This window comes from Vibrio sp. E150_011 (genome assembly GCF_053544015.1).
Window position 1 is genome coordinate 37,173 of the sequence record NZ_JBHFOL010000004.1, and the last position, 16,736, is coordinate 53,908.

The window sequence follows — 16,736 nt, forward strand, 5'->3', positions numbered from 1 at the left end:
TCATGTGTGTTTTTACGTTCATTTTTTACAGACATACTAGCACCATCTAATGCAAACCAGCGATGACCACGCAGCGTTGGTTAAACTAATTAAAAGGTATCAACATGAATAAAACTCTATTAGCTTTAACGATGGCTGCAGCAACGTTTGGTGCAATTCAAACCGCTAACGCTTGCTCTTACGCAACGTTCGAAATGGATGGTAATGCTTTTGTTGCCCGTTCAATGGAAGCACCTGATTTTATGCAAGAGCACCTAATGACGGTACCTCAAGGGTACGCTATCAATGGTAAATCTGGCAATGTAGGATTCGTTGGTATGCGCCACGGCGACACGGAGTGGATTTCTTCAGGCTTGAACGAACACGGTGTCAACGTTGAGTCCTTAGCATTAGTTGAATCTAAATACGCCGCTGAAGGTGAAGGTGACGTCAACTACCTTGAGGTAACCGGTTTCATCTTAGCCAACGCTAAGTCTGTAGATGAAGCGGTAAAAATACTTAAGAAAACCAAAGTAGAGACAACAAAGATCGCCGTTGCTCACGATTTAGAAATCGGAATGCACTTTGCCGTCCGCGACGCAAAACGTGCCATCGTGGTTGAATACGTTGATGATTCTGGTTACCCAACGATCTACGAAAACGACCTCGGCACAATGACCAACGACCCCGCTTACCCCGTTCAAGTTGAGCTTGCTAAAGCGGCCATCAAAGAAGTGAACGCACGTACCAGCGAAACACTTGATACGTTCGACAAGCGCGATTCAGGTCCAGACGGTCGCTTCACTCGCGTTGCAACGGTCCTAGCGGCTATGGATCAGAACCCAAAAGCGGGTGACATTCGTGACAATGGGGTTGCACGAGCATTCGCACTGCTTAATGACATGGAAATCGTCCCAGGTACGATGTACTGGGAATGGGTATCACCTGACCCACAAATGGTCGGTTACGGTAACGTTGTCGACATCGCGAACAAAGATTACTACTTCCGCACCGCAGATAATCAACAAATTCGCAAAGTTGACCTAGATAAGATTGACTTCTCGACGGTGAAATATACTTCAACGACTATTTACGGCATTGAACCTGCGTTCCAAGACGTTACCGTGACACAGTAAGTTTGAGCCTTTAAGCGTAACAATAAGCTTGCAGCAACGACACTGAGGGCGATCTCAGACGGAAAATAAGTGTGCAAAGGCCTAGCTTTCGAGCTAGGCCTTTAATCTAATCAGAATATACAGTGTATGGCTTATAGTTCTTCGCGTATTACTTATAGCTCTTCGCATATTGCTTACAGTTCTACACGCATATCTTTGGTTTTTATGAGAAAAAACGATGTGCTCAACACCCATATGGTCAAGCTAACTAACCCTAGCGTCACGAGACCAGATAAAAAATAAATGGCCGCTCTAACAAGGACACTTTCATAGCTTGCCGTTACCACTATCTCAAACTGATAGGCATCGGAACGATAACGCTCATGAACAGTAGAAGAAGTCCAATAGGCATCAAGCCGTGTCGAGTCACGATTGTAAACACGAGACGGTTGATTTTCTAAGGTTAGGGTATAGTCAGCAAAATCCAACGTAGGTTCAATCCAAGAACCGACCAATCGTCGCGGATTTACATATCCAAATCTCGAAACATCATCAGAAGAGACGGCAATGACAAAGGAGGTCTCAGGAAAGTAATTTGTCAGTAACGACCAACCAAGATAGATGCCCGAGACCTCATCACCTTGCCAGTAATCTGCCGTATTACGAGTTTGACCAAATAGACTACAGCCATGCCAAGAGCTTAAATAATCTTCGACATAACCTAACGCTCTGACCTCTTCATGCTCATATGTCAAATTGGCGAGCTCTGCTTGCAACGCCGTCGAGCATTCCACATCATAAGGGTTGGCTTTCACAACATTACTAATATGGACAATGTTACGCTCAATCATCTCGACGCTGTGTTTCGCACTGTTTTGCATTTCATTTTTTATGTTCGCTCGTGCATAAAAGGCGCTCACAATGGCAATAAGAGCAACGACTGCAATTGAAATGACTATTTTACTACTAAGACGTTTCGACATCATCTCTCCGCACCTGGTATCTAATAACAAAATAAATCAATACGATGCTGTACAAAACAACAAATAAACCCAACAAGCGATATCCAAACGTAACAATGCGATGCTTCACTTCTGAAGTCGATTTATGTACCAATATTTCATAGGGATAAGCTTCTGATTCTTCGCTATATAAATACGTATCTTCGTTGACAGGTAAATTAAGACGCTCTAGTTTAATATCTTCCTCCTCTGTGAACAAAAGCGTAATATTTATATCTTCGCTGACAGGGCTCACCCACCACCCTAAAATCGCCCTAGGGTTAACTAGTCCTATCACCAATCCATTCGCCCTTCTTATCGCTAGCGCATAGGAGCTATCACGGCGATATTTTGAAAACTTCACCTTGCCAAAAAGCAGATCCCCTTGTGATGAATAGTCCCAATCTTTTTCATCTACTCTGCGCGCATAAGATCCAAAATTACTGCATAAGTTTGGAAATGCCCCATTGGGGTCGCCCACAACAATGCCTCGCAGCGTCACGCTGCTGAAGACCTGATGACGAAGTCGTGTCATGTAAGGCTCATCACATTGTTTTGGAATCGGCAATTGCCGTAACTCATCTTCCACTGACTTAAGGTGGTGATCAATGCTTGAAACTATATACTCTACGTCGTCACGTAACGTTTCACGAAATGTCATCACGTGATAAATACAGCCCAGCAACAATGTATAGATAAAGATAAGAAATACGTTAAATAGTGTTTTTTTAATTGCCATATAATAGTTACAGTCACATCCTTTATCTCTTTTATACCGATATACCACCAGCATTCCTTAACACAACGCAAAAAACAGCGATTTAGTGAATAATTATTGTGTGATTCATAAATAATCTGTTTATTATTATTTTCATGCCGTTATGACGCTTCCATTTTTCCTCCACATTCATGCGCTAAAATACGTCATATAATGACAGTAATAAGCCATATTCATTCAAAGGTGTAGTGTGCGGTTAACGATATTTTCAAAGCTATTTATCTCCATTTTGTTCGGTAGCCTGTTCATGGTGGTCGGTATGTCGTTGATGATCAATTACAGCTTTAAGTCTGGACTACAATCCTACATTAACGATACCGAGCAAGAAAAAGCCGTGGTTCTAGCGAGTGACATCATCCAATACTATGACTTGGAAGACGGCTGGAATGACTTAGCGTCCGACCCTTTCCTGTGGCATGAGATTTTCACATCTTGGGGTGAGCCTATCCCTCGCCCGAGACCTTTTATGGTATTTGACGATCACCGTCCGAGAAAAACCACGAACAAATCGGGACCATTGAGTCATCGCATTTACCTCACTGACCAAGATCACCAATGGGTGATCGGTATCGAGCCTCCGCTGGAATCAAATAAGACCCCCATAGCCGCCATTCCTTTAATGGTATCCGGTAACATCGTTGGATGGCTCAACATCATCCAACCCAACACTATCAATGACCAATTAGTTAAGAGCTTCTACGCACAACAAATGCAAAATATGGCATGGATTATTTCGCTAGCAGGCCTAGGGTCTTTTCTCATTGCGATATGGTTAGTTCGTCATTTTCTTATGCCACTTAAGCAACTCAATCAGACCGCGGTTGCATTGACTAAAGGCGATTATAGTCACCAGATACCCACACACGGGCATGATGAGTTCTCCAAGCTAAGTCGAGCTTTCAACTCATTAACCACCAGCTTAAGCGAGCAAAAAAAAACAAGAGAACAATGGATTACTGACATTTCTCACGAACTTAGAACCCCTCTCTCCGTTTTACAAGGTGAGCTAGAAGCCATCCAAGATGGTATTCGTCAGCCGGAGCCCAAACACATTGACTCGATGCATCATCAAGTGCGCATTCTAGGAAAATTGGTGGAAGACTTATATCAACTATCGTTGTCTGATTCAGGGGCATTTCACATGAAGTTTGCCAATACCAACCTAACAAATTTGATTGATATGCAAGCACGAAACTTTGAATATCGAATTGCCGATAAGGGGCTCACATTAATTCGACAATATGATCCTCAGCAGCCCCTTTTTGTCTGGGGGGATGATAAAAGCCTGTCACAGTTAATTGGTAACCTGTTAGAAAATAGCTTTCGCTATACGGATGCAAACGGCCAGATTCAAATTTCATTACACGATATGACCGATCATATCGAGCTTCATATTGAAGACTCTGCGCCTACCGTCGATGTTGAATCGCTTCCAAGATTATTTGACCGTTTGTACCGCATCGATAAATCTCGCAGTCGTCAATATGGCGGAGCAGGGTTAGGGTTGTCGATCTGTGCCAGTATTGTCAACATGCATGAAGGCCAGATCCAAGCCCAACCTTCCGAACTTGGTGGTATCATCGTCACTGTTTCATTCAATAAACAGAAATCAGATAAATATGAATAACTCTTGTATTTTAGTTGTCGAAGATGAGCCAACACTGGGGCAAATCGTCTGCGAATATCTACAACAATCGGGCATGTCGGCACAGCTAATAACCGATGGGGCAGAGGTGATCGAGCACGTAAAACGCACGCATCCCGATCTCATTATTCTGGATCTGATGCTACCCCATCGAGATGGGTTAGATATTTATCGCGAGCTACGCACCTTTACGCAGGTCCCTGTCATTATGGCAACAGCACGCGTAGACGAAATTGATCGCTTGGTAGGGCTTGAGCTTGGGGCGGACGATTATATTTGTAAGCCTTACAGTGTGAGAGAGGTCGTAGTACGCGTCAAGAATGTGTTAAGACGAACAAAAGCAGTCAACCACTCGCAAGATACTGAGCTAGACCAAGATGAATTGGCACAATCCAACACGCCTGCGTTGGTCATTAACCCAGAAAAAATGACCGTCACCTATCAACAACAGCTTTTGCCGTTAACACCCGCTGAGTTTAAATTACTGGCGTTTCTCTACGACAATTTAGGCTTTGTGTATAGCCGTGAGCAGCTCATGACACAAATATACCCTGATAATCGGTTGGTATTTGACCGCACCATTGACAGTCATATTAAGAATCTAAGAAAGAAGCTTCAAGCCATCGATAAACAATGTGATTGCATTAAGTCTGTCTACGGTATCGGCTATAAATTCGAGTTTTAAAGCACTTATCTATTCCTTACTGAAGATTAAGATAAGGTAGGTACATCATCATTAATGGGCGAATATTCAAATGACTTACGATGAATTTAACCACTTTTGCAAAAGCTTGCCTGCGACCACTTATGTGATGCAATGGAATCAATCTCATGTTTGGAAGGTTGGCGGAAAAGTATTCGCTATTGGTGGCTTAGGAAAAACACAATGGCGAGGTAAAAACACTCCTCCTGCTTTTACGTTTAAAACGTCCGATTTGAATTTCGACTTTTTAAGTGATAAATCCGGTTATAGGCCTGCACCCTATTTCGCTTCTCGCGGAATGAAATGGATTCAATGTGAAGACAGTAGCGCTAGCTCAGAAGACGAGCTTGTCTATTACCTCAAAGAGTCTTATCGCTTGGTATCACTTGGGCTTACGAAAAAAAAGCAGAAAGATTTAGGCCTTAATCAGCCCGAATAAAACACACCCACTTTCTCAGTAGTCAGGTTCGTATACTCAATGTAGAAAACACAGACGAGTCATTAGACGCTGGTACTCGTATCCCGAGGACAAATAACAACGTCCTCGGCACACCGCTTTATTGTACCCTCTCAATTCTTCCCCATCTCCACATTTTATCCATACTTCCTCCAATTTAGTTATCAATAATGGTCGTGTTCGTCACCACTACTGGTGAATAGAGCAATGGCTTTATGTCCACTGAATTCAGGAACCTGTTATGAAGAAGATCTTTCTCGCCACCACCTTACTACTCGCGACTAGCATACTACCCGTGCATGCCAGCGAAGAGCGCGACCACCGCCGCCCCCCTTCGTTTGATGAGCTCGATGTTAATGGTGATGGCGAACTGACTAAAGACGAAGTTAAAGGCCCGTTATTCGAGGATTTTGACCAATTTGATGTGGATAGCAACGGAACACTTACCGAAAGTGAACTGCCAGAGCCCAAAAGAAAACGTTAGCTCTATGGTGACCAATTCTGGCCGTCGTTGATGTGTATAAACATCAACGACGGCCGTTTCCGTTTCTTTTGGCGTTAGTTGCTCACTTTATTTTTATTTCTTCATTTTATTTTCATTTGCGCACAATTTTATTTATTAATATCAAGGACGACCTGTGATCAAAGGCCTACCAGTTACCGTTTTATCTTCGCTTATTATCGTGGCGTACCCAAGCTCTGCAGCGCTCTATCGTATTATTGAAGTCGACACCTCTGCATTCGATTATGCGTCTGAGTTTTACACATCCAGTATTCAGTCGTCAGACCTAGGTTCATGTTTTGAACAAGATTGCGATTCCAATGATCATCCCGTAGTCGGTTACAGTATGAATGGATTAGAAGGCGTGCCGATTGATGATGAGGTGGCTTTCGGAGTGGACAAGTTTTTCTACTACTTAGATTATGATGATTTATCATCGTATTGTGAAAGTGAACTTGGCTATGCCACGTGCGATGCATGGGCAAGTAATCGTTGGTACGGTGACGCTGACAACGACATCGGGGGCTTGCAAAACGAGCGAGAGGCTTATTACTCATCCAGTTACACGCCACTCTATCGCTCTTTCGATGAAACCCAAACCTCACTGAGTGTCGACGCAGTCGTCCCTGATAATTACACATCGACATTGAGTATTGTCGACGACACCATCGAATTTAAAGCACTGAAGCGCGATACTTCAGGCAATGTAATAGGCAATGCAAGCAGCGGGTACTTTGATTATGAAGGGTATTATGCCCTCGCTTTTCGACGTCGCGGAGTCGTGATAAACGGCTCAACGGTCACCACTTTACTGCCTTCAGCTAACAGCAGCCTGTCCTTTGCAGATTCGACAGGTGAACAAGCTATGGTTGAAGAGATGGGTGGGACGCTTGCCTTTGATACATTCGTTTACCCTGCCAGCGGCAGTGACAGCCAAGTCTACGTTGTGGGCAATGCGGCCGTTGCCACCTTTGATTACTCAGACTCTTCCAAGTACTACGAAGGGCTTGACCTTAGCGGTTGTGTCGATCTTGATCAGCCTATGATCAACAGCGCTTGTCAAAACTTCGGCTTTTCGAGCCAGGCTTTTATTTGGTCGCTTGAAGATAATGGCGATACCCGCTTTTCTGTCGCATCATGGGAAACCAGCTACGACAGCTACAGCTATGCCACTGCGCAAGCAAGCATCAGGGCATCGGCAATCATCGACCATTCAGGGAGCGAGTACGACCAGCTTCCAGTGCTGGTTGGCTTTAATACTGAGTTGGCTGACGACAGTATGTTGATGCAAGCGGCGGTATTCCGCCCTATCAACACCGACAACTTTACCGTCAGTGAAAATGCCTGGGATTCGGTATTTATTAGCAATGCAAAACTAGAATCTGATGATACGTATATTTACAGCAATTCAATTGCCAAAGACATCAACAAAAATCTATTAGTCATTGGCGAAGCTAAGCGACTTGGTAGCGTTCCAGAAAATGGCACAGCAGCGAACCGAATGTTCATCGCAGATGCGAATCAAAGCACCCCGACGGCCAGTTACTTTACCAACCAATCGCAAGGTATTTTCTTTAGCAGCGCAGGTGGTGAAGCAAACGCCATCAATGGGTTCAATGAAATTGTCGGCGAGGTCGATGCAGAAAACAGCTCAGAAATCGACGGTAAACAACGCAGACGAAGAGGGTTTATTTATCCATATAACGGAACTGGTAGTGATTCAGATCGTCGGTCTGTCTTTGCTTCAAAGGCTTGGTGGTTGGATGATCTAACCAACGGCGGAGAATACAGCGCCGACAACAATGCATATCGAATCGTCACCGCATCCGATATTAACGACGCGGGCGTCATCTCCGCCACCGCAATAAAATGTGCGTCCGGTTACGATACCACTGACCACTTCTCAACGTGTGGAGAAGGCACGACAACTGAAACCGTCGTTGCCGTTAAATTGATCCCAATAAATGGGGCCAGCAGCGCGGACATCTCATCACGAGAAGACGATACCTCAACCGTAGACAGGCAAGGCGCAAGCACTCACCCATTAACGCTTGTCGCATTATTTTTGCTAATCGCTTATCGTCGACGTTCCTTTCACAAGTAATACTAATTCTTAGCGGGTCACCTTTTTAAGCCGCATAATGACGGTGAATCAGGCTGTTGAAGCTGACAACCTCCTTGGTTATCGATACCGGTTGCCCCGCTAATATTCGCCTTCTCATTAGAGGGTTCGATCATAACAAGCGACTTTTGTATTGCTCTGGCGTTTGACCCGCGTACTTTTTGAACATGCTAATAAACGGGCTTGCTTGGTTGTAGCCTAGCGTAAACGCCACTTCTTTAACGGAATGACCACTACGCAGTAAGTCCATTGAATACAAGTATCGCACACGCAAACGCCACTCAGTAAAACTCATGCCTAGCTCACTTTGACAATAGCGAGCTAATGTCCGCTCTGTGGTGTGAACTTGCCCAGCCCAATCGTGTAAAGAGAGATCATTGGTTGGATTTTCTTCCATCGCACTCAAGATTGGGGCGAGGTACTTATGATTACTGGTTGGCAAGAAATGGTGTTGCTCTTCTTGCTCACTGAGTTGATCAAGTAGCACCTGAACTAAGCGACGATCTTTTTCAGAATCACCAATGTTGATGTCGCGGTGGCGAAAGTCTTCAATGATTGCTGAGACGATAGGCGTCACTTTAATTAGGCTGGTCTTTTGGGGGAAGGTAGCCGTAAGTTCATGCGCGATATTAAGTGAACAGTATTCTAATGGTCTGCGGTTATAACTGCAGTGCATTACACCCGCAGGCACCCAAATCGCTAAGTGAGGCGGCGCAAGAAAGCGCGTACCCTGCGCTTCCATCTCTAAAATCCCACCACTGATTAGCTGTACTTGACCCCACGGGTGGCAATGCACTCGGGTTTCAGTGTTTGAAAGAAAGGCGTCAAAGTTCATGAATACATCCGACGGCATTTTTTCAATCGACAATGAAGGATGCAGGTTTCTGGTGTTTTTTTTCAAGTTGTCTTCCTATCGCGATTAATGTCCTAATGGAGATATATGTATTTATAACGACCTGTCACACTATACCCCAACACACGTATTGCGACGAGGTTCACAGTGGTTTATTTGCTTCCTTTTATTACCGTACTCATTTGGGGTGGCAATGCCATTATCAACAAGCTCGCGGCTGATGCGATTGAACCTAGTGCAATGAGCTTTTATCGCTGGTTCTTAGCCGTATTGGTGATGACACCATTTTGCTTACCAAAGCTAAAACGATACTGGCCTGAGATCCGAAAAAACAGTGGTAAACTGGCCTTCCTCGCCCTGTTGGGGATGGTGCTAAACCAGTCTCTTGGGTACTACGCGGCACTCACCACAACCGCATCAAACATGGCGCTTATCACCTCGTTAGTGCCCTTAATCAGTGTGTTTATTTCTGTCCCTCTTTTAAAAAAGCGAATCTCAATGCTCAGCATTGTCGGGGGCGTCATTTCATTAGCCGGACTCGCTTTCATGTTAGGACAGGGAGACATCGCGTTCTTTTTTAATCAAGGTATCACACAAGGTGACGGGTTAATGGCGCTCGCGGCCATCATTTATGCCACCTATTGTGTACTGCTAAAACGCTGGAAGATGAACCTGTCAAGCTGGATGTTGATCTATAGCCAAGCCGTGTTCGCGGTGATCTTGTTGTTACCGCTATTGCTCACCAGCAACCACATTGTGCCCACCCAAGCATCGCTGCCATTAATCGCTTATGCAGGGCTTTTTGCTTCTCTCATCGCGCCATTGTGCTGGGTGAAAGCGATTGACTTGATTGGTGCTGAGAACAGTGCGATGTTCATGAATTTATTGCCGGTTATCGCCGTAGCATTGGCGGCAACACTATTGGGAGAGACAATCACTGAGTTTCACCTCATTGGTGGATTAATGGTGATATCAGGCGTCATCTTGTCTCAAGTCAAGCGCAGCAAACCTGTCGTCCCGATTAGCGATAATGAACTCTCCGTAAATAAGCACTAAGTAGTGGTAAGTGGTAAGTGGTAAGTGGTAAGTGGTAAGTGGTAAGTGGTAAAACATGACCACTTTCACGATGCAACGAAACCAGCTCAAGAAAGCGGAACAACCATTAAAACAATAATGCGAATGGTTATCGCTGTAGCTTGTTGTTAACAATTTTGTCATACTCATTTCATGCCCAAAGATAATAAGGATTTTATAATGAGTAGCGGCAAACGAGACACGACGCTTCGCTTTCTTGCTGAACCCGGTGACGTCAATTTTGGCGGAAAAGTACACGGCGGCGCCGTCATGAAATGGATCGATTTAGCTGCCTATGCGTGCTCGGCCGCATGGAGTGGTAAATATTGTATCACCGCTTATGCTGGCGGCATCCGCTTTGTTGAGCCGATTCATGTAGGTAACCTAGTCGAAGTTACAGCACGAGTCATTTATACCGGCTCATCCTCCATGCATATTGCGATAGACGTGCAAGCTTGTGACCCAAAAGAACTCAATAACCGCCTAACCACACACTGTATTGTCATCATGGTCGCCGTCGACGAATTTGGCAAGCCAACCCCTGTACGCGAGTGGGTTCCTGAAACACCAGAAGACATTGAGTTACGAGAGTCGGCCATCAAGCTGATGAACATGCGTAAGCAAATTGGCGACGAAATGGAAGCCCACGTTAAATACCTCAAGTAACGGTAATAACGGTTTCAACATTCAGGTGTTCTACGCCCTAGGACATCCGAACAAAGGATGATTCACCTCATCCTTTGTTCATTTACACTACCCTCACCTTATAGCTTTTTACTATACCAAGGTTAAAGAGATAGTGACCCTATGAACAATAAAAATAATATTCACCTATACCAAATCTTTACTCGCTTGTTTGGTAACAAACACACCATCAACACGCCATGGGGAACAATGGCTGAGAATGGTGTAGGCAAGTTCAGCGACATCACCAGCACCGCATTAGATTCCATTCGTGAGCTTGGCATGACCCATGTTTGGTATACCGGTGTCCCCCACCATGCCCTAACAAATGACTATCGCGATTTTGGTATCAGCAACGACCATCCTTCCGTCGTTAAAGGCCGAGCCGGCTCACCCTACGCGGTCAAAGATTACTACTCCGTTAATCCAGATTTGGCCGATAACCCCGCCAACAGAAACGCAGAATTTCATGCACTTATCGAGCGAACTCACTTGGCAGGGCTTAAGGTGATGATTGATATCGTGCCGAACCATATCGCCCGTCATTACCAAGGCCTTAATAATCCCCCAGGCACCGAGGATTTTGGTGCCAATGATCATGACCACATTGAATACCACCGCGATAACAATTTTTATTACATTCCAAATCAGGCATTTATACTCCCCGAGCTCCCTCCACATCTTACGCCTTTAGGTGGGAGTCCTCATGAGACGCTTGCCAGCCCCTTCATCGAGTATCCCGCTAAATGGACAGGTAACGGGTCGCGTTTAGCAAAGCCCAATGCCGATGATTGGTATGAAACGGTAAAGATCAACTACGGTATTCGCCCTGATGGCACTAAAGACTTCGCCGCTCTTCCTGAAGCGTATCGTTATAAAAATCATGACGAGCACCTTGCGTTTTGGCAAGACAAAGTCATCCCCGACTCATGGGTGAAATTTCGGGATATCGCTTTATATTGGTTGTCTCAAGGGGTTGACGGCTTTCGCTATGACATGGCTGAAATGGTTCCGGTTGAGTTTTGGAGTTTCATGAATGCCTCAATCAAAACGGCGAATCCTGATGCTTTTCTATTAGCTGAAGTCTACCAACCTGATTTATATCGGGACTATATCCAATTAGGTAAGATGGATGCGCTTTACGATAAAGTCGATCTCTACGATACGTTAAAAGGCATTATGCAAGGTCATGGTCACACGAGTGACATCACGAGAATTCAAAAAGATTTACACGACATTCAGCCGCATATGCTGCATTTCCTAGATAACCATGATGAACAACGAATCGCGTCTCCAGAGTTTGTGGGTGACCCTTGGGTTGCCATACCCGCAATGACACTCTCTGCGACCATTAGTCACGCACCCACCATGATCTATTTCGGCCAAGAAGTCGGTGAACCTGGTGCCGAAAACGCAGGCTTTGGACAGCCCTCTAGAACCTCTATATTTGATTATATCGGAGTGCCAACCCACCAACGTTGGATGAACAATGGCGCCTTCGATGGTGGTGCATCCAGTGAGCAAGAATGCAGACTCCGCGCTTACTACGCGCGACTAATGAACGTTGTCCTGACTCACAATGCCTTCCTTGGGACGAGCACGTCTTTGGAGCTTGAGCAAGACGAACGTCATGGGGCGCTCGCCAGTAAACTCTATGGGTATGTGCGTCAACATCAATCAGAGCATGTCTTTGTTTTACTTAACTTTAGCCATAATGAATCCACACAACATCGGCTCAATATTCCAGGTAGTGTGATCACTCAACTCAAATTAGACATAGGGCAATATACGCTGAGTGACTTACTTGATGACACGATTCAAGCTGTGCTTAAGGTTACCCATGATGGTGGAAATATTGACCTAACACTCAAACCGTTAAGTTCGTATCTTTTACAGATCACCCCGGAAAACATCACCAACTAAGCATATATCGTCACTATATACAGGGGGTCAGCGTCATAGGATGTCGGCCCTCTTTTTCACCCGTTAATCGTGAATGTTAACCGTATCACACTCGCCACAATGAAATAGAAAAAAACTATAACATGTCGATTTTTCTCTATTTTATTCTCCCACCGTACTTCCCTACAATGACCTCAACAGTTAACACTAGGATAAGTACAATGAGAACACTAAAAACATCCTTAACCGCCTTAGCAGTAACAACGTCGCTATCTTTAACCGCGCTATTGGCTGCACCAGCTCATGCGATTACTGAGGGGGAACTACTCATATGGATAGGAAGTGACAAAGGCTACAATGGGTTAGCAGAAGTCGGTCGCCAGTTTGAAGCGGACACTGGCGTTAAAGTCAGTGTTCAATTTCCGGAGTCTTTAGAATCGAGGTTCCAACAGGTCGCAGCAACAGGCGATGGTCCAGACATCATTTTTTGGGCCCACGATCGATTTGGCGGCTACGCCGAGGCGGGCTTATTAAAAGACATCAATCCAAGCCAAGAATTTAAAGACAAACTGGTTTCCTTTAGTTGGGATGCGGTTACTTATGATGGCAAGCTCATTGGTTATCCAATGGCGATTGAGTCGGTCTCGCTTATTTATAACAAAGACCTACTACCCGAGCCTCCTACGTCTTGGGAACAATTGCCTCAGATTCACGCCGATATGCAAAAACTTGGCAAGCAAACCATTATGTGGGACGTCAAAAATGCCTACTTCACGTGGCCACTGGTTTCTGCGGGCAGCTATTCCTTTAAGAAAACATCAACGGGTCACGACGCCAGCGATTTAGGCATCAATAATAAACAGGCTCAACATAACCTAGCATTTTTGTTGAATATGAAGAAACAAGGCATTGTTGACCCAGGCATGGATTATGCCAACGCTGAAACGGCCTTTGCTAAAGGCGACGTTGCGATGACCATTAATGGCCCTTGGTCATGGGGAAATCTCGATAAAACAGGCATTAATTACGGCGTAGCCACCTTCCCGACTTTGGACGAGAAAAAATCAAATCCTTTCGTAGGTATTCTCAGTGCAGGTATCAGTTCAGCCAGCCCGAATGAAGATCTCGCTGTCGAGTTTATTGAGAACTATTTATTTACTAATGAAGCACTCAAAACCGTGAACAGTGATAAACCATTAGGTGCAGTGACGCTCAAGAACTACCAAAATGAGCTAGAAGCAGACAGCCGAATTAAGTCGACCATGACCAACGCTGAGAACGGTGAAGTGATGCCAGCGATTCCACAAATGATGACTTATTGGATATCTGAGGGTGCCGCTATTGAAAATGCGCTCAACGAGAAGCAAACGGTCAACGAAGCACTAGCCTCTGCTGAGAAACAAATTTTACGTTAATACCAATTTGGTCTCGCCTCGGAATATTTAACATTCACATTCTGAGGCGATGCTTTTAGAGCCATGCAACATTAAGTTTCAACCAATTGATTTTATACATTTAATATTATAAACCCAATAAAACCCAATAAAACCCAATAAAACCCAGTCTAAGCCCCCCATCTTTTTTTGCATTTTTATGTCACGCAAAGTCATAATTTGTCATAGTGAGACCGTCCACTACATCATTATTCCATTTATTCCCAGCGGCTCACAGCGTCGCATTTTCTTACACTCTCACCTTTGATCTTTGCCCTGATCTTACCTATAAATTTAGGCGTTGTTTAAAAATCACACGTTCCAACAGGTTTCTGTCATTGAATTATTTTGACAAGAAAACTGTCTTGGTGATGCCAGCAAGTCAATGAAAGGCATCAACCAAAGAAACCGAAACAAAAACAGAAAAGACAGCCCTATTAGAATCACAGAATCGAATATGAGAGGTTAACGATGGATCGTACTTGTCCCATGTGCCGCACACCGATGATAGTAAGAGACGCCGAGCAAACCTGCCCAAGACATCAAATTGGTGAATGCTCCTACGCCCCTAGCCTGCATGAATTTGAATCTGAGAGTGAGCTAGATAGCGAACAAGATTACCCTTATTAGGACGGCTTATTCTGATACTCAGAGTTGACCGCCTATTCAATAAAGAGAAGAGTCACCGGTAGCCCGATGACTCTTCTCTTATTTCGTTTCTTTATCTCGTGCTGCTAACCGCTGGTTACTCTAAGCTCGCAGCAAAGCAGTCATACGGTGCTAATGTCATCGCTTCTAACGACGTAAACAGCACCTCTTGGTTATGACTTAGCATTTCCCCTAAGGCCAGCGCATGTAACTGTGGCTCTGCCGCCAAGTCAATGGCTACCGTCTCAGCGCTGAAGTTTGCCACCACTATGAGCGCTTGCTCACCATCACGGCGTAAGTAAGCAAACACTTTATCGTTATCAGGTAGCAGCGGAACAAAGTCGCCATGGACAATGACCGGGTGTTCTCGACGCATCTGAATCAAGCTTCGATAATGTTGATAAATTGAGACATCACTCTGGCTGTCGGCCTGAACGTTTACATCAACAAAATTCGGGTTCACTTCGATCCACGGGGTTCCGGAAGTAAACCCCGCATGAGGTTGATCAGTCCATTGCATTGGGGTTCGAGCGTTATCTCGACTGTTCTCATGCAGCGCTCGCATCATCTCTTCATGGGAGACCCCGGACTCGGTTTTCACCTTGTAAAAATTAAGTGACTCAATATCTCGATATTGATCCAACGAATTAAATTTCACGTTGGTCATGCCGATCTCTTCGCCCTGATAAATATAAGGAGTGCCTTTTAAACAATGAAGCACTGTCGCGAGCATCTGCGCGGATTTGATACGATACTCTCCCTCATGGCCATACTTAGAGACCGCCCGTGGTAAGTCGTGATTGTTCCAAAATAACGAATTCCATCCTGTGTCTTTCAGCGCGAGTTGCCACTTAGTCAGAACCTGTTTAAACGCTGGGAGATCAAGCGGTAACGGCGACCATTTGTCCCCTTGGTTCCACGTTAGGGTAATGTGCTCAAACTGAAACACCATCGATAGCTCTTCGCGGTCTTCGCCGCTATACAACTTGGCAATGTCCGGTGTGGCATCCCATGTTTCACCGACGGTTAATAGATCTTTGTCGCCAAATGTCGCGTGATTCATGGCCTGTAAAAGAGGATGTAAGCGAGGACCATTGCCCGTGATACCTTTATCGATCTCTTTTCCAATCAGATCGATGACATCAAGACGAAAGCCGCCTATACCTTTATCAATCCACCAGTTCATCATTGCATGTACTTCTTGATGCACCCTAGGGTTTTCCCAATTCAAGTCCGGCTGCTTTTTGGAGAACATATGCAAATAATATTGCTGCGTCTGTTCATGCCACTGCCATGCACTGCCTCCGAAAATAGAATCCATCTCACTCGGTGCACTGCCATCCTCGTTAGCATCGCGCCACACGTAGTAATCACGATACGGTGATGCTTTTGAACGACAAGCTTGTTTAAACCATTCGTGCTCATCGGAGGTATGGTTCACCACAAGATCCATCACGATGCGAATGCCTCGAGCCTTGGCTTCTTGTAATAAGGCATCCATATCTTCCATCGTGCCAAATTCTGGGGCAATCGCTTGATAGTCAGAAATGTCATAGCCGTTGTCATCCATAGGAGACTGATACACAGGTGACAACCAAATAACATCAATGCCTAACTGCGCTAAGTAATCGAGTTTTGAACGAATACCATTGAGGTCACCAATACCATCACCGTTAGAATCACAAAAGCTTCTTGGGTAAATTTGATACACCACCGAGTCGTACCACCACTTTTGTTCCATCGTTATGCCTTATTAAATGAGTCATGATTATGCCACTGTAGCGATACATCACTAGGAAATAAAATAGAATCTTCGTATAATAATATAGTTTTTATTTAT

At 44.8% G+C, this 16,736-nt stretch carries 15 protein-coding genes; 11 read left to right on the top strand and 4 right to left on the bottom strand.

Going from position 1 to position 16,736, the window contains the following annotated elements:
* Positions 1 to 104 precede the first annotated feature (104 nt).
* The gene (locus tag ACE1OE_RS08470; protein ID WP_449210722.1) at positions 105 to 1,115 is read left to right on the top strand and encodes a linear amide C-N hydrolase; all 1,011 of its coding nucleotides are present in this window, start codon (positions 105 to 107) and stop codon (positions 1,113 to 1,115) included.
* Positions 1,116 to 1,288: 173 nt separating this feature from the next.
* Here ACE1OE_RS08470 and ACE1OE_RS08475 read toward each other — a convergent pair whose 3' ends face one another.
* Both ACE1OE_RS08475 and ACE1OE_RS08480 read right to left on the bottom strand, forming a co-directional pair.
* Entirely contained in the window at positions 1,289 to 2,080 is a 792-nt protein-coding gene (locus ACE1OE_RS08475) for a hypothetical protein (protein ID WP_449210723.1), read from the bottom strand.
* Positions 2,061 to 2,834, bottom strand: coding sequence for a hypothetical protein (locus ACE1OE_RS08480; protein WP_449210724.1), 774 nt, complete (start codon positions 2,832 to 2,834; stop codon positions 2,061 to 2,063). The genes ACE1OE_RS08475 and ACE1OE_RS08480 overlap by 20 nt, the downstream gene beginning before the upstream one ends.
* A gap of 229 nt (positions 2,835 to 3,063) precedes the next feature.
* On the opposite strand from ACE1OE_RS08480, the gene ACE1OE_RS08485 reads away from it, so the two are divergent.
* The 5 genes from ACE1OE_RS08485 (at position 3,064) to ACE1OE_RS08505 (ending at position 8,284) form a co-directional block, all read left to right on the top strand.
* Positions 3,064 to 4,500 carry an ATP-binding protein gene (locus ACE1OE_RS08485; RefSeq protein WP_449210725.1) on the top strand — a complete coding sequence of 479 codons (1,437 nt, stop codon included), beginning with the start codon at positions 3,064 to 3,066 and terminating at the stop codon, positions 4,498 to 4,500.
* The gene (locus ACE1OE_RS08490) at positions 4,493 to 5,203 is read left to right on the top strand and encodes a response regulator (RefSeq protein ID WP_449210726.1); all 711 of its coding nucleotides are present in this window, start codon (positions 4,493 to 4,495) and stop codon (positions 5,201 to 5,203) included. Before ACE1OE_RS08485 ends, ACE1OE_RS08490 begins: the two co-directional genes overlap by 8 nt.
* Before the next feature lie 70 nt (positions 5,204 to 5,273).
* Entirely contained in the window at positions 5,274 to 5,660 is a 387-nt protein-coding gene (locus ACE1OE_RS08495) for an MmcQ/YjbR family DNA-binding protein (protein ID WP_449210727.1), read from the top strand.
* A gap of 259 nt (positions 5,661 to 5,919) precedes the next feature.
* A complete protein-coding gene (locus ACE1OE_RS08500) occupies positions 5,920 to 6,162 on the top strand; it encodes a hypothetical protein (protein WP_449210728.1) in 243 nt (80 codons plus the stop codon).
* A 154-nt stretch (positions 6,163 to 6,316) separates the two neighbouring features.
* Complete coding sequence (locus tag ACE1OE_RS08505; protein ID WP_449210729.1) at positions 6,317 to 8,284, top strand: DUF3466 family protein; 1,968 nt, start codon at positions 6,317 to 6,319, stop codon at positions 8,282 to 8,284.
* A gap of 130 nt (positions 8,285 to 8,414) precedes the next feature.
* Here the strand turns inward: ACE1OE_RS08505 and ACE1OE_RS08510 are convergent, their stop codons facing one another.
* Positions 8,415 to 9,203, bottom strand: coding sequence for an AraC family transcriptional regulator (locus tag ACE1OE_RS08510; protein WP_102532284.1), 789 nt, complete (start codon positions 9,201 to 9,203; stop codon positions 8,415 to 8,417).
* Between the two features lie 99 nt (positions 9,204 to 9,302).
* Here ACE1OE_RS08510 and ACE1OE_RS08515 point away from each other — a divergent pair, with 99 nt between their 5' ends.
* The 5 genes from ACE1OE_RS08515 (at position 9,303) to ACE1OE_RS08535 (ending at position 14,878) form a co-directional block, all read left to right on the top strand.
* A complete protein-coding gene (locus tag ACE1OE_RS08515; RefSeq protein ID WP_449210730.1) occupies positions 9,303 to 10,211 on the top strand; it encodes a DMT family transporter in 909 nt (302 codons plus the stop codon).
* A gap of 198 nt (positions 10,212 to 10,409) precedes the next feature.
* Complete coding sequence (locus ACE1OE_RS08520; protein ID WP_102532282.1) at positions 10,410 to 10,895, top strand: acyl-CoA thioesterase; 486 nt, start codon at positions 10,410 to 10,412, stop codon at positions 10,893 to 10,895.
* A 141-nt stretch (positions 10,896 to 11,036) separates the two neighbouring features.
* Positions 11,037 to 12,836, top strand: coding sequence for an alpha-amylase family protein (locus ACE1OE_RS08525; RefSeq protein ID WP_449210731.1), 1,800 nt, complete (start codon positions 11,037 to 11,039; stop codon positions 12,834 to 12,836).
* Positions 12,837 to 13,036: 200 nt separating this feature from the next.
* Positions 13,037 to 14,230 (top strand): maltose/maltodextrin ABC transporter substrate-binding protein MalE, encoded by a 1,194-nt coding sequence (gene malE, locus ACE1OE_RS08530; protein ID WP_449210732.1) that lies wholly within the window; start codon positions 13,037 to 13,039, stop codon positions 14,228 to 14,230.
* Between the two features lie 489 nt (positions 14,231 to 14,719).
* Positions 14,720 to 14,878, top strand: a complete 159-nt coding sequence (locus ACE1OE_RS08535) for a hypothetical protein (protein WP_449210733.1) — start codon at positions 14,720 to 14,722, stop codon at positions 14,876 to 14,878.
* Positions 14,879 to 14,993: 115 nt separating this feature from the next.
* Here ACE1OE_RS08535 and ACE1OE_RS08540 read toward each other — a convergent pair whose 3' ends face one another.
* The gene (locus ACE1OE_RS08540) at positions 14,994 to 16,637 is read right to left on the bottom strand and encodes a glycoside hydrolase family 13 protein (protein ID WP_449210734.1); all 1,644 of its coding nucleotides are present in this window, start codon (positions 16,635 to 16,637) and stop codon (positions 14,994 to 14,996) included.
* Between the last annotated feature and the right edge of the window lie 99 nt (positions 16,638 to 16,736).